At 35.9% G+C, this 13,157-nt stretch carries 13 protein-coding genes; 6 read left to right on the top strand and 7 right to left on the bottom strand.

Features of this window, described 5'->3' with window-relative positions:
* The gene (gene rnjA / locus CWR48_RS12700) at window positions 1-1,668 is read left to right on the top strand and encodes a ribonuclease J1 (RefSeq protein WP_115773598.1); all 1,668 of its coding nucleotides are present in this window, start codon (window positions 1-3) and stop codon (window positions 1,666-1,668) included.
* A gap of 136 nt (window positions 1,669-1,804) precedes the next feature.
* Here rnjA and CWR48_RS12695 read toward each other — a convergent pair whose 3' ends face one another.
* The 6 genes from CWR48_RS12695 to cbpB form a co-directional block, all read right to left on the bottom strand.
* Window positions 1,805-2,470 carry a potassium channel family protein gene (locus CWR48_RS12695; protein ID WP_115773597.1) on the bottom strand — a complete coding sequence of 222 codons (666 nt, stop codon included), beginning with the start codon at window positions 2,468-2,470 and terminating at the stop codon, window positions 1,805-1,807.
* A 248-nt stretch (window positions 2,471-2,718) separates the two neighbouring features.
* Window positions 2,719-4,548, bottom strand: coding sequence for an ABC transporter ATP-binding protein (locus tag CWR48_RS12690; RefSeq protein ID WP_115773596.1), 1,830 nt, complete (start codon window positions 4,546-4,548; stop codon window positions 2,719-2,721).
* Window positions 4,549-4,567: 19 nt separating this feature from the next.
* On the bottom strand, window positions 4,568-6,316 hold the full coding sequence (locus CWR48_RS12685; protein WP_115773595.1) for an ABC transporter ATP-binding protein: 1,749 nt from the start codon (window positions 6,314-6,316) through the stop codon (window positions 4,568-4,570).
* A gap of 200 nt (window positions 6,317-6,516) precedes the next feature.
* Window positions 6,517-6,957 (bottom strand): TlpA family protein disulfide reductase, encoded by a 441-nt coding sequence (locus CWR48_RS12680; protein ID WP_115773594.1) that lies wholly within the window; start codon window positions 6,955-6,957, stop codon window positions 6,517-6,519.
* Between the two features lie 207 nt (window positions 6,958-7,164).
* Window positions 7,165-7,407, bottom strand: coding sequence for a YkuS family protein (locus tag CWR48_RS12675; protein WP_115773593.1), 243 nt, complete (start codon window positions 7,405-7,407; stop codon window positions 7,165-7,167).
* A gap of 97 nt (window positions 7,408-7,504) precedes the next feature.
* Window positions 7,505-7,957: a cyclic-di-AMP-binding protein CbpB gene (cbpB, locus tag CWR48_RS12670; protein ID WP_115773592.1), complete on the bottom strand. Its 453-nt coding sequence runs from the start codon at window positions 7,955-7,957 to the stop codon at window positions 7,505-7,507.
* Between the two features lie 317 nt (window positions 7,958-8,274).
* On the opposite strand from cbpB, the gene CWR48_RS12665 reads away from it, so the two are divergent.
* The 5 genes from CWR48_RS12665 to CWR48_RS12645 all read left to right on the top strand — a co-directional run bounded on the left by CWR48_RS12665 (window position 8,275) and on the right by CWR48_RS12645 (window position 12,337).
* Window positions 8,275-8,577, top strand: coding sequence for an ArsR/SmtB family transcription factor (locus CWR48_RS12665; protein ID WP_115773591.1), 303 nt, complete (start codon window positions 8,275-8,277; stop codon window positions 8,575-8,577).
* An 11-nt stretch (window positions 8,578-8,588) separates the two neighbouring features.
* The gene (locus tag CWR48_RS12660) at window positions 8,589-9,506 is read left to right on the top strand and encodes a cation diffusion facilitator family transporter (protein WP_147294885.1); all 918 of its coding nucleotides are present in this window, start codon (window positions 8,589-8,591) and stop codon (window positions 9,504-9,506) included.
* A 333-nt stretch (window positions 9,507-9,839) separates the two neighbouring features.
* Entirely contained in the window at window positions 9,840-10,694 is an 855-nt protein-coding gene (locus CWR48_RS12655; protein ID WP_115773589.1) for a metallophosphoesterase, read from the top strand.
* 368 nt (window positions 10,695-11,062) lie between these two features.
* Window positions 11,063-11,638, top strand: coding sequence for an SCO family protein (locus CWR48_RS12650; RefSeq protein WP_115773588.1), 576 nt, complete (start codon window positions 11,063-11,065; stop codon window positions 11,636-11,638).
* 228 nt (window positions 11,639-11,866) lie between these two features.
* A complete protein-coding gene (locus CWR48_RS12645; protein ID WP_115773587.1) occupies window positions 11,867-12,337 on the top strand; it encodes a YkyB family protein in 471 nt (156 codons plus the stop codon).
* Window positions 12,338-12,504: 167 nt separating this feature from the next.
* On the opposite strand, the gene CWR48_RS12640 is transcribed toward CWR48_RS12645, so the two are convergent.
* Window positions 12,505-12,837: a hypothetical protein gene (locus CWR48_RS12640; protein WP_115773586.1), complete on the bottom strand. Its 333-nt coding sequence runs from the start codon at window positions 12,835-12,837 to the stop codon at window positions 12,505-12,507.
* Window positions 12,838-13,157 lie beyond the last annotated feature (320 nt).

Raw genomic sequence — 13,157 nt, 5'->3', positions numbered from 1 at the left:
ATGAAATTTGTAAAAAATGATCAGACAGCTGTATTCGCGCTTGGTGGACTAGGTGAAATAGGAAAAAATACGTATGGCGTTCAATTCCAGGATGAAATTATTTTAATTGATGCTGGAGTTAAGTTCCCTGAAGATGAACTTCTTGGAATTGACTACGTAATACCAGATTATACCTATATCGTACAAAACCAAGATAAAATTAAAGGATTATTCATAACTCATGGACATGAGGATCACATTGGCGGTATCCCATTCCTATTACGTGAAGTAAATATTCCAATTTATGCAGGAAAACTTGCAATCGGATTAATTAGAAATAAATTAGATGAACATGGTTTATTAAGAACTGCAAAATTAAACATTATACAAGAAGATGATGTTATTAAATTCCGTAAAACTTCCGTAAGCTTTTTCCGTACTACACACAGTATTCCAGATGCATATGGTGTCGTCGTTAAAACACCACCTGGAAATATTGTTCATACTGGAGATTTCAAATTTGACTTTACTCCAGTTGGCGAACCAGCTAATCTTGCAAAAATGGCTGAGATTGGTAAAGAAGGCGTTCTTTGCTTACTTTCAGACAGTACAAATAGTGAAGTCCCTGGTTATACGATGTCAGAAAGCGTTGTAGGTCAAAGTATTAACGATATTTTCAATCGTGCAGATGGTAGATTGATTTTTGCCACCTTCGCCTCTAATATTTACAGACTGCAACAAGTCATCGAATCTGCTATGAAATATAATCGTAAGGTTGCAGTATTTGGTAGAAGTATGGAATCAGCTATCAACCTTGGTCTTGAGCTAGGATATATTCAAGCACCAAAAGAAACCTTTATTGATGCACATCAGCTTAACCGACTACCTGCGAATGAAGTAACGATCCTTTGTACTGGTTCACAAGGTGAGTCGATGGCAGCATTATCAAGAATTGCAAATGGAACACATCGACAAATCCAATTAATACCTGGTGACACTGTCGTATTCTCATCTTCACCAATCCCTGGTAATACGGTCAGTGTATCAAGAATCATCAATAAATTATACCGTGCTGGTGCTGAAGTAATCCACGGAAAATTGAACAATGTTCATACTTCAGGGCATGGTGCACAAGAAGATCAGAAATTAATGTTACGACTTATCCAACCTAAGTTCTTCCTACCGATTCATGGAGAATACCGGATGTTTAAAGAGCATGAGAAACTCGCAATAGCTTGCGGTGTTGATCCAAGTAATATCTTCATCATGGATAATGGTGATGTATTAGCTCTAGGAAAAGAACAAGGTGAAATTGCTGGTAAAATCCCTTCTGGCTCCATTTATGTTGATGGAAGTGGGATTGGCGACATTGGTAATATTGTTTTACGCGACCGCCGAATCCTATCCGAGGAAGGTTTAGTAATCGTCGTAGTCAGCATTAATATGAAAGAATTCAGAATTGCGGCAGGCCCAGATATTATTTCCCGTGGATTTGTTTATATGAGGGAATCTGAGGACCTAATTAATGAGGCACAGAAACTTGTTTCAAGTCATCTATCTAAGGTAATGGAAAGAAAAACAACCCAATGGTCGGAAATTAAAAATGAAATCACCGATACCATTGCACCATTCCTATATGAAAAAACAAAACGCCGTCCAATGGTATTACCAATTATCATGGAAGTGTAAATATTAGAAAACTATGTAGTAAGAAATATTTTATATTTTCTTAACTACCAAACAAGACCTGAATTTAATAATTCAGGTCTTGTTTTATAACTATTAATTACTTTCCGACAGAATTAAGCCCCTTTCAATTTGCTTCTTAATCATCAATAACTAAATTCTTTTCGAATCTTGATATATCAATATCCGCACCGATTACGATTAATACTTCATCCTCTTTAAGTACTTCATCCGCCATTGGCGAAACATTGATCGACTTTCCTTGTTTGATAGCAACAACATTACATCCATAATTTGCACGGATGTCTAGGTCAATTAATGTTTTCCCTTTCATCTTCCGCCCTACCTTAACCTCGACAATACTGTGCTCATCCGATAATTCGAGATAGTCAAGAATATTACTAGAGATCAGATTATGGGCAATTCGTCTCCCCATGTCACGTTCAGGATGCACAATTTGATGGGCGCCAATTTTATTTAGTATTTTTTCATGATAATCATTTTGCGCCTTAACTGTAATTCGATTTACGCCTAATTCAGATAAAATGACTGTCGTTAAAATGCTTGCCTGTATATTTTCACCAATTGCGACGATAACATGTTCAAAATTACTTATTCCAATTTCTCTTAAAGAATCCTCATCCGTTGAGTCTAATATAACCGCATGGGAGGCAATATTTTTAAATTCATTTACCTTTTCTTCATCTTTATCAATTGCCAGTACTTGCATTCCTTCTAAACTCAATTCCCTACAAATACTTCCGCCAAAGCGGCCTAATCCAATAACTGCAAATTCCTTTTTCATCTTGTACCCCCATGTCTACCTAACTTTATCATTATCATACCATATTTTTTATTAGAAAACTTGGTTGTCACTAAGCCTTTCGGTGACAGCCTTTAGGGCAAGTTCGGTTAAAAATGCGACGTCCTGTCGCAACACCGAACTGACCTAAATCCTGTAGGCCTCACTTATGCGTTCAGATAGTCGTTATACTTTCTTAACTACCTAGAAAAGGTGCATACCCATTTCGATATGCACTCTTCCAACTCATTTTATATCGCATCTAACATTTGAAACTGTGATTGAACCAAATCATAATACTTACCTTGATGGTTCATTAATTGCTCATGATCCCCTTGCTCGATGATATTCCCCTGTTCTAAGACGAAAATCGTATCCGACTCTCGAATCGTTGATAACCGATGTGCAATAATAATAGATGTTCTTCCCTTTAACAAGGTACGCATTGCTTCTTGAATCTTTACCTCTGTTTCCGTATCAATACTTGCAGTAGCCTCATCCAAAATAATAATTCTTGGATTGGCTAACAATGCTCTTGCAAAGGAAAGCAATTGGCGTTCCCCAGCTGATAAAATATTTCCTCTCTCTTCAACCTCTGTATAATATCCATTCGATAGACGCTGAATGAAATCATCCGCTCCAACTACTTCAGCTGCCTTCATTACCTCTTCATCGGTTGCATTTGGCCTGCCAAAGCGAATATTTTCAATAATGGTTCCAGAGAAAATAAATGTATCCTGTAGAACCACACTTATTTGACTTCGCAAGCTATCTAACGTGACATCCTTTAAATCGATACCATCAATTTTTACTGACCCTTTTGTAGGATCATAGAAACGGCTGATTAAGTTAGCGATTGTCGACTTTCCACTACCGGTATGACCAACAAGTGCAACCGTCTCTCCTTCCTTCATATCCAGTGAGATTTCATGCAATGCAATCCTGTCTTCCTCATATGAAAATTCGACATGATCAAACTCAATATGTCCTTTCATATCAGTAAACACATATGCATTTTGTTTCTCTTCTACATTCGATTCTTCATCTAGAAATTCAAATATACGCTCAGAAGACGCCATTGCCATTAGCAGCTGGTTATACATTTGTCCTAATCTTGAAATTGGTCCCCAGAACATACCTAAGAAAAAGGCAAACGATACAAACGTACCTACCTGAATTGTACCATTTAAGATTAAATAAGAACCGAACGCAATTAAGATAATCGTTCCAACTGCATCACATATATCAACTAACGGACGGAACATGGCACTTCGCTTCGAAGCAATTCGAAAGCTATTAAAATACCCTTGATTTACACCATTAAAAAACTCTGCATTTTCATTTTCCTGTGTAAACGATTGGGTAATTCTCATGCCCTGAAGTCCTTCGTTTAAATGAGAATTTAGTCGTGATTGATGCATACGTACATCCTGCCAGGTTCTCCGAATCATCTTCCTTAATCTTGTTGAAATTAGGAACATTAGTGGAATCACAATAATTACTGCGAGTGCAAGTTGTGGGCTTAATGCAAATAGAATCACAACAATTGCAATTAATGTGACGAAATCCATCAATAAATTGATAATCCCATTCGTAAATAGCTCCTGCAACGAGTTTACATCATTTAAGATTCTGACTAAAATAGATCCTGCTGACCTGCTATCAAAGAATCGATGTGACAGGCGCTCAACATGGGAGAATAAATGCTGCCTTAAATCAAAAATGACATTTTGACCCAGTTGATTCACCCATTTAATCCGGAATACGTTCGCAACATAATTCAATAAGTATAGAACCCCTATCCCAATTACAAGATAATTTAACATCGTAATATCTTGATTCATGATTGCAACATCAACTGCCACTTTACCAATAAGTATTGGTACGGTTAAACGAATAATGGTGGAAAGTAACATTGCAATCAAAGCCGCAGGGAGGTATGTCTTCCCATATGGTTTAACATATTGCAGTAAACGTAGCATTTGCTTCCAGTTAAATGGTTTATCGATTGCTTGATCTACGGTATAATAAAATCGTTTTAAATGCCTGTTTTCTTTTTTCCTATCTGTTGCTTCTGCCATTGTACCAGTCACCTCCTAATTAATTTGCTGTATTCATAACCGCTTCTTTGTCTTGATATTGGATATTATAAATCCGTTCATATGGACCGTTATTTTGCAGCAAATAATCATGTGTTCCACGCTCAACAATTTTCCCATCATCCAGCACTAAGATTTCATCTGCATGCTTAAGTGAAGAAATTCGATGAGCGATAATAAAGGATGTTCTCCCCTGCATCACTTCTCGAAGTGCATGCTGGATTTTAAATTCTGTTTCCATATCAACTGCGGATGTTGCATCATCTAGAATTAGGATACTTGGATTAATACAGATAGCCCGTGCAATTGCTATCCGCTGCTTTTGTCCGCCAGAGAGTCCCATTCCACGTTCTCCTAGCATTGTATCGTATCCTTTTGGCATCTCCATGATAAAGTCATGTGCTTGCGCTCTTTTTGCTGCATCAATGATTTGTTCATTCGTTACATTCGGATTACCGTAAGCAATATTTTCTCTTATTGTTGTTGAAAATAAAAACGGTTCTTGCAGGACAAAACCAATATGCTTACGTAGAGTTTTAAGCCTATAATCGGAAACAGGGCGACCATCAACATAGACCTCTCCATCTTCCGGCTCATAAAATCGTGTGATTAATTGCGTTATACTCGTCTTTCCTGATCCAGTGGCCCCTATTAAGCCGATAATTTTCCCTGGCGGTGCATCGAAACTAATGTTTTTCAGTGCGGAATCATCATCTTTAACATAGGTTAAGGTTACATCCTTAAATGTAATATGACCTTTTATCGGTACATCTACTGCATCTTCTTTTTCTACAATATCTTCTTTTGCATCAAGTATTTCGATTAATCGTTCACCAGATGCCTTTGCCTGTGAAAACTGATTAATGATGAACCCTAGATTCATTAATGGATCAAGGATATACCATACTAGACTAAAGAAAGCTACTAATTCTCCTAGTGCAAGCCCACCATCGATTACTAAATAACCACCATAACCGAGTAATGCAATAACACAAATATTGCCGATAAATTCCATAAGCGGGAAGTACTTCGCCCATAGCTTTGATGTATCGATATAGTTATTGCGATATTCGTCATTGCTTGTGGAAAATCTCTCTACCTCGAAATCTTCTCTGGACAAAGATTTAACCGTATTGATTCCACTAATATTTTCTTGGATTCTTGTATTTAATACACCCATTGACTTTCTTATTTTTCGAAACGCTGGATGTACACGCTTATCAAATCGGTAAACGACAACAATTAGAAAAGGCATTGCAGCCATCGTGACAATCGCTAATGGGACTGAATAGTAAAACATAACACCAAGACTAATTACAATTAATAAGATTGTTCGAATTAATTCCGCAATCCCAGCAGATAAGAAGAAACGAAACCCTTCTACATCTGCTGTTAGGCGCGACATAATATCCCCTGTTTTTGCATTATCATAATACCGGAATGATAACGCTTGAAGTTTATCATAAATCGATCCACGTAATTTATAAACAGAGGTCATCCCAAATAAATCACCTAGATATTGAAAAGCAAAGGTAGATAAGCCTTTCATAATCATTAGTATAAAGAATATGCTACAAATATAAGGAATTAAAGAATACCTGTCTTTCGCCACAACTTCGTCAATCGTTATCTGCAATATAATGGGATACACTATCGTAATTGTCGTTACAAATAATAAGAAGAATAAAGACCAAAGTAAATATTTCTTGTATGGCCAGTAAAAACCTTGTAACCGTTTAAACGTTTTCAAATTGTTCCCCCCCCTTAGATGTTAATTCCCGTAATTACTAATATAACGGTTTCCGAAATAAATTTCCATATATTTCGCATAATTTTTCAAATTATCTTTTCGACATGAATATTGAGACTAAGTGACATCCTAGTTTACTTAAAATACCGCACAGGAAAATACCCTTGCAATTAATTGCAAGGGTATTTTTTACCGATTGCTTACTTATCGAGGATCCGATTTATCCGATTTATTATCGTACTCATTTTTCCATCAGTTTGATAATGTCTAAGCTCGCCATTTCGATCAAATACATAATAGGTCGGCACAAAACGTGTTCGAAATTGAGTAGATAAGTATGAGTCATTATCAATAAAAATTGGCTGTGTCATATGATGTGCATGCGCAATTCTTGTAATCTCTTCTATATTCATATCTTGTTTAGACAGTGGCATGTGAACTGCAATTACATTTAAGTGGTCTTGATATGCATCCTTTAGCTCGTTCACATGTGGCATTGCTTTTTTACAGAGATGGCAGCTAATCGACCAGAAATGTACGAGTAAAGGCTTTTCGCCAATTAATTCTTGCCTATTTAATGCATAACTATTAAGCCAAGTTGTAGCCCCAGTCAGTTCAGGTAATGGTTCTCTTAATTTGATAGGAAGCCCCCCTTAATTACAACATCATGTTTCTTGCCCACTCACAATATATGTTCTAATCTTACTCCTGTTACATTAGAAAACTTGGTTGCAATTATGTAGTAAGAAATATTTTATAGTTTCTTAACTTCCAACACAAAAAAGCAAACAGATTTTCGAACAAAGTCTGTTTGCTTTTTAGAAAACATGAACATTTAAAGTAATTCCTTAGCTTAATCGTTGATTTACCATTTCACATACATCTAACGCATTATAGCCATGTGCATTTATTACTGGTCCTTCTATAACTACATTAGATATTCCCATTACATCCTTATCTTGCCCAGAGATAACGCAACAATCACAGCCTGCTACATCTGCTTCAGACCGCAAATCCACAACCTCATGACCAAGTTCGACTAATGCTGCTTTTACATCTGAAAGTGTTTCTTCAACTCCAATACGTGCCATAAGCATTTCCTCCTCTACATTAGAAAACATTCACATGTAGTTTCACCGAACGCACCGAATTTATACGGAAGAATCTAGGAAGAAACCCAATCTGATTTTATTTTAAATATTGTTTAGATGAATATATTTCCTTCTTTAATTGTTTTAAGATTGCTCTTCTTGTTAGAATACCATCGAAATACCCTTCATCATCGACAACACAAATAAAATTATTATCAATAATCGCATTTAGACCATCTAATAAGTTATTCTCCTTCGATAATGTTGTTACATCATGGTCCATGATTTCCTCTACACGCATTTCCGAAAGTTTTTCTATTTCAAAACGTTCTAGACCAAGTATTTGATTTAAGATTACCGTTTTGCCAATTACACCCGCTAATTTATAGGAAGCATCTAATACTGGAACAGCTGAATATCCAGACTTAACTAATACTAATAATGCATGTTCTAACGGATTATTTAACTGTACATGGGCAACTTTCTCGGAGGATATCATTAATTCAGCAACCGCTATATCAACTAGTTGCCTGTCTTGTGTCATACTCATAACTAACGCCCCTTTTTTATTGAATAAGAAAGTACAAAATTTGTCTATTTACAATTCCTGTGTTTAGAAAACAGGGTTACACTCATGAAGATACGTATCACGGCCAGCCCTAATGATAAAGCTGTAGCTAGACGGACGCCAACGCTTTCATTCTCACTTTTCTACTCTCGCTCCATGAGATTATTACTTTATAAGTTTATCATAGATAATTCGAAGTAACATCTTAGATGGACTTCTTTCGTAAACAAATTCTTGCTATTTCCTGTCACATATTTTACAATATGAGCATATGATCATATTGTATTGGAGTGTACACCTTGCCCTATCATTCAATTGAAAATGAGTTAATTGAGCAGTCTTCCCAAGTATTTAAGGCATTGTCAGATCCAACAAGGATTAAGATTTTACATTTGTTATTTTACAAGGAATGCTCGGTAAATGAAATTGCAAATCAACTTGAAATGAATCAGTCAACCATTTCCCATCAATTAAAATATTTAAAACAGTTACGTTTGGTGAAAAACAGAAAAGAAAAGACAACGAATTATTATTCGCTCGATGACGATCATGTTATGAACTTATTAGATCAAACCATTGAACATATTAAACATACGAATTAGGAGGGTTGCAAATGGGAAACCATCACGATGATCATAGCATTGGACACCATCATCACCACACAAGTAATATAAGAGTCCTTTTCTTTAGCTTTATCATTATCTTCTTATTTATGATAATCGAAGCGATTGGCGGTATCGTAACGAATAGCCTAGCATTGATTTCAGATGCTGGCCATATGTTAAGTGATGCCGCTGCAATGGGACTTAGCCTTGTGGCATTTAAAATTGGTGAGAGAAAAGCGACAATGGATAAAACCTATGGATACAGACGATTTGAAATTATCGCCGCCTTTATAAATGGGGCAGCGCTCATTCTAATCGCAATCTTTATATTCTTTGAAGCAATCCAACGATTTGTAGAACCTCCTACCGTAAATGGAAGTATGATGATTATCGCTATCATCGGTCTTATTATTAATATCGTCGTTGCTTGGTTACTAATGCGCGGGAATTCTAAAGAAAACTTAAATCTAAGAAGCGCATTACTGCATGTATTCGGTGATTTATTAGGATCGGTTGGCGCAATTATTGCTGGTAGTCTAATCTTGTTATTTGGTTGGAATATTGCCGATCCAATTGCAAGTGTGGTTGTAGCGATACTTATCATATTCTCAGGTTTTAGAATTACGAAAGATTCGCTGAACATCTTGATGGAGGGAAAACCAGAGAATATTAATGTCACAGCCATTAAAGAATCACTTTCTAAAATGGATGGTATTGAGGATGTACATGACCTGCATGTATGGTCAATTACCTCTGAATTCCCAACATTGAGCTGCCATTTAATCGTAAATGAGTCAATTAATCGTGATGATTTACTCCAGCAAGCGAATGAACTGATTCATCATCATTTCAACATCTCACATTGCACGATCCAAATGGAAGGAATCCATTCAACGATTCATAAAAACTGCGATTCTTGCGATTAAATTACATTTGCACCAAGATCGTCTACTTTATTTATATGTTTGAATCATTGATAAGTCCATGAAAAGCTTGCATATTGTAATACATTTCATTAAACATTTCATCAGGATTAAATTCCTGATGTTTTTCTTTTTATTGCTCACTTTCGCTTCAACATGGATGATTACCGCTATTTTATTTACATTACTTTAATATTAATCTTAGTTTTATGCAAAGTCAACGAATATACCGATAATTTAAATTACTATTTTCTTGATGATAATCACTATTTGCCCCGCTTCCATGCTATAATTTTGTTATGATATTTTTCTTATTAGAAAGGTTTGACATGCAATATGAATCGACGTACCTTTATAAAAAAGGGACTTGGAAGTATAGTTGGACTAGCTAGTCTCAGTAGTGGAACGTATTATTACGCTAGAGATATCGAACCTAGGATGCTGCATATACAAAAAGAGACCATTTATTCAAATAAAATTGCCACAGCGTTTAATAACTTTAGAATCGTTCAGTTTTCAGATACACATGCAGGTTTCCATTATTCAATGGAAGAAATAAATGCACTCATGAAAAAAATCAATACCCTCAAGCCTGATCTTGTCGTTTTTACTGGAGATCTTGTAGATGAACCAAATCAATACGATTGGTACCCAAATTTAATTGAGGCACTATCGACGATTACTGCTAGATACGGCAAATATTGGATTTACGGAAATCACGATCACGGTGGATATGGAACAGACATTATTAATGATGTAATGGAACGGGCTGGTTTTACACTATTGAAAAATAGTCATACAGCAATCAATAAGGATAATGATCGAATCATTATCGCTGGTATTGACGATGTAATGCTCGGAGACCCCAATTTACAACAAGCATTACAATCCGCTAATCCAGAATTATTCACAATTTTATTAGCACATGAACCGGATTATGCTGATACTACCGTTCAGTATCCAGTTGATATCCAATTATCTGGGCATAGTCATGGCGGACAGATCCGCTTCCCATTCATTGGACATCTGTATACACCTGCATACGCTGAGAAATTTGTCCGAGGAAAATATTCATTAAATAATGACAAGCTTACTGTTTATGTAAATAGCGGGATTGGCACAACACGTCTCCCATACCGGTTCTTTTGTAAGCCGGAACTCCATGTGTATACACTTCAGCAAAACGTCTAGAAAACCAAATGTAAGTTCCCTTTGCACATAGCAACTAATATAGACTCTTCCCCTTTCTAGGATATAGGCACAAATAAATGATATTCTAAAAAGGGGATTTATTATGAAATATGCCCACTTCCATATTACCTAAATGAATCGTTTCGAGCAGAGGAGACGTTGAACGACAATTGCCAGTGATTCCATAACTTAACTAGTATACATTCCGATAACATTTCGTACATATAATTAAGGATAGGATGATAATATAGACGCTTTTGTCATAAAGACTTCACATAATGGATTAGAAATATTAAATTAATATGCATTGCAATGATATAATGAATTCAAGCTTGCTTCTAATATACAATCGAGAAAGGAAGGTAAAGTTGAATTATTTGAAATTATTCATCTTATTTGTTTTTCTGTTTCTCGCTGCATGTGGTGGATATGCAATTGATACAAACATGTCCGAGGAAATCGATCATTTTGAATTTACTACACAAGACAATGAAACACTAGGTCTAAATGACCTTGAGGGAAATTGGTGGGTAGCAGATTTTATCTTCACAAACTGTACTAGCGTCTGTTTGCCAATGACCTACAATATGGCTACATTACAAGATAGACTTGCTGAAGAGGAAATTGATGCACAATTAGTATCGTTTAGCATTGATCCAGAAATAGATAGTCCTGAAGTGTTGAAAAATTATGGCCAAGGCTATGATGCTGATTTTTCAAATTGGTCCTTCCTCACGGGCTATGACTTCGAGACCATAAAGGAATTCTCCATTACATCATTCAAAAACATTGTTGCGCCACCACCAACGGGAGAGGACCAAGTAATCCATGGTACCCTGTTTTTCTTGGTTAGCCCTGAAGGGGAAGTTATTAAGAATTATAATGGTACTGATGCAGGATCCGTTGACTTAATTGTAGAGGACTTGAAGAAAGTAGTTCAATAATGCGCAATTGCAACGAACGGGAATCATCTTACCCGTTCGTTTTTTTCAAAGATAGGAGTATCAAAATTTTCCTGCCTTAATTCTCTTGACAATAGAATCCATGTCCAGCTCCAAATATCAGATTTGCACATTTATTAATGAATTGCTTCCGCTTTCTCTTGCGCTAGGACAAGCTTTGCGATACGATAGAGATAGTGATTATATTTAGATTGGAAGGAGGAATTCAGTTTGTCAGAAACGATTCCAATACATGATTTAGCTCAAGCATTGTTTACAATCAATCGTCACGCAAAAACGGCCCCAGAGCCAAAGCATTTATATTTCATTAAGAAAGAAACGATTAATAAATTAATTAAGGAAAAGCGTGCAAATAAGATAGGTCTTCATTTTTCAGATCATCCAAAGTTCAGTAATCAACACTCCACTCTTCTTGTTAAGGTAGCGGATTATTATTTTCATATCCCACCTACTAAACAGGACTTCAAAGAACTTGAACATCTAGGTTCCCTTGATCAAAATTATCGGAATCCACCTACGAAAATGTCGCTATCAAAAGCAAAAAGTATTGTCTATGAATACATTAATTGGAAGCCTGAAAAGAAGCAACGGATAAAGCAACAACGGTATACCTCTTCTTACTATACCCCTTCCTCTTTAGGAAAAATGGAATGGCCACCAACAAAATCCAAGCGATATTAAACTGAATATCATTCAAATATAAAACTTAGGCTAATCCAAATCTTTAGGTGATAGCCTAAGTTTTACTTTACTACAAAGATTAGCAATATTGATTTACATAATGAAATAATACTGTATTCATGATAAACCAATGGCTATATATGATGCGAAAGGCGCCTTTTTATTTACTACGCTTTTTTTATTACCGTCACGATGGTATAAAACAGTGCTAATACAATTCCAAAAGTCGAAATGGCCTGTAATAGCGTTTTGAACATAATTATATCAAATGGCTGTTCTACAAATAAAGACATAATAAATATACTTAGCATCACAACCAAACTACTCATTAAATACGTTAGAAGCTTCGTTGACTTGAATGAAACAATCCAAGTTATCACTGGTTTCATAATCATATAACTAGTTAATATTGCGATCAATACCAAGATGAAATAGAAATGACTTGTTTTTATTTCAAATATTTCAAGAAAACCATTGATCCAGTTAGAAATAGCCAGCACAGTCAACACCCTTCCCTTTTCATTATTCTCTCCTTAACTGCATTCTCAACGTTTCAAATGGAAAATATACACTGAACACTTTTTAATCAAAAAAAGAACAAAAGTGCAAGCGCCCGTTTGAGCTGTGTACGGAGGTTAGGGAAGTCTCGCTACAGCTTTAGCGCTGATGCTGAACGTGGCTGTTCTCGGTAATTAAGTTTTCCACAGCATCCAATTTTATAGTTTCCTAAGCAAACAAAAATTGGAAGCGACAGGGATGACCTGTAGCTTCCGCTTCTTATTGCTTTATCATATTTACAATCGGACGAACTGCTAATTAT

This window comes from Oceanobacillus arenosus (genome assembly GCF_003369575.1).
Lineage (GTDB): Bacteria > Bacillota > Bacilli > Bacillales > Amphibacillaceae > Oceanobacillus > Oceanobacillus arenosus.
The sequence above is the reverse complement of the archived record's forward strand: the minus strand, read 5'-3'. Positions and strand labels throughout refer to the sequence as shown.

What these genes read in the sequence shown, in the direction of transcription:
- rnjA (WP_115773598.1), top strand. Translation starts at nt 1, where the DNA reads ATGAAATTTGTAAAAAATGATCAGACAGCTGTATTCGCGCTTGGTGGA.
- CWR48_RS12695 (WP_115773597.1), bottom strand. Translation starts at nt 2,470, where the DNA reads ATGAAAAAGGAATTTGCAGTTATTGGATTAGGCCGCTTTGGCGGAAGT.
- CWR48_RS12690 (WP_115773596.1), bottom strand. Translation starts at nt 4,548, where the DNA reads ATGGCAGAAGCAACAGATAGGAAAAAAGAAAACAGGCATTTAAAACGA.
- CWR48_RS12675 (WP_115773593.1), bottom strand. Translation starts at nt 7,407, where the DNA reads ATGGCACGTATTGGAGTTGAAGAAACACTTTCAGATGTAAAAGCAGCA.
- cbpB (WP_115773592.1), bottom strand. Translation starts at nt 7,957, where the DNA reads ATGAGTATGACACAAGACAGGCAACTAGTTGATATAGCGGTTGCTGAA.
- CWR48_RS12660 (WP_147294885.1), top strand. Translation starts at nt 8,589, where the DNA reads ATGGGAAACCATCACGATGATCATAGCATTGGACACCATCATCACCAC.
- CWR48_RS12655 (WP_115773589.1), top strand. Translation starts at nt 9,840, where the DNA reads ATGAATCGACGTACCTTTATAAAAAAGGGACTTGGAAGTATAGTTGGA.